1 protein-coding gene is annotated in these 426 nt (G+C 66.9%); it reads right to left on the bottom strand.

Annotation, left to right across the window (positions count from 1 at the left end; genetic code table 11):
• Nucleotides 1-426 (bottom strand): hypothetical protein (locus AB4Z35_RS30695; protein WP_442101258.1); only part of this gene is annotated, 426 nt, incomplete at both ends.

Here is a 426-nt window from a genome sequence, read left to right as displayed (position 1 = left end):
CCCTTGCGGCGCTGGAACAGCACGTGTTCCAGCACGCGGTCGCGGTGTTCGGCAAACCGGGGAGGCGCAAGGCGCAGCGCAGCCGTCGCGTAGTGCTCGGCCAGCAGCTTGTAGACCCGGTGGCGGACTTGCAGGATCTCGTTGTCGGCACGCAGCCGGGCGATCTCCGCGTTGTTGTCGTCTTCCAGCTGGCGCATGCCCACCACCACGCGCGCGTGCATGCCACGGTAGCGATCCACCTCGGCATGGGCCTTGTGGAGTTCGTCGCGGAGTGCACGCACTTCCTGCATCAGCTTGAGATGTTGCTGGACGCCCCGCTGGATGCGGTTCGCTTCTTCCAGCGCATGGTCCGCGGCAGCGATGGTGTTCTGCCAGACGCCTTCGGTGGCGTCATGCGGTGGCAAGGCGTCCGGCGCGCCTTCGATG

This window comes from Pseudomonas sp. KB_15 (assembly GCF_052114525.1).
Classification (GTDB): Bacteria; Pseudomonadota; Gammaproteobacteria; order Pseudomonadales; family Pseudomonadaceae; genus Aquipseudomonas.
The sequence above is the reverse complement of the archived record's forward strand: the minus strand, read 5'-3'. Positions and strand labels throughout refer to the sequence as shown.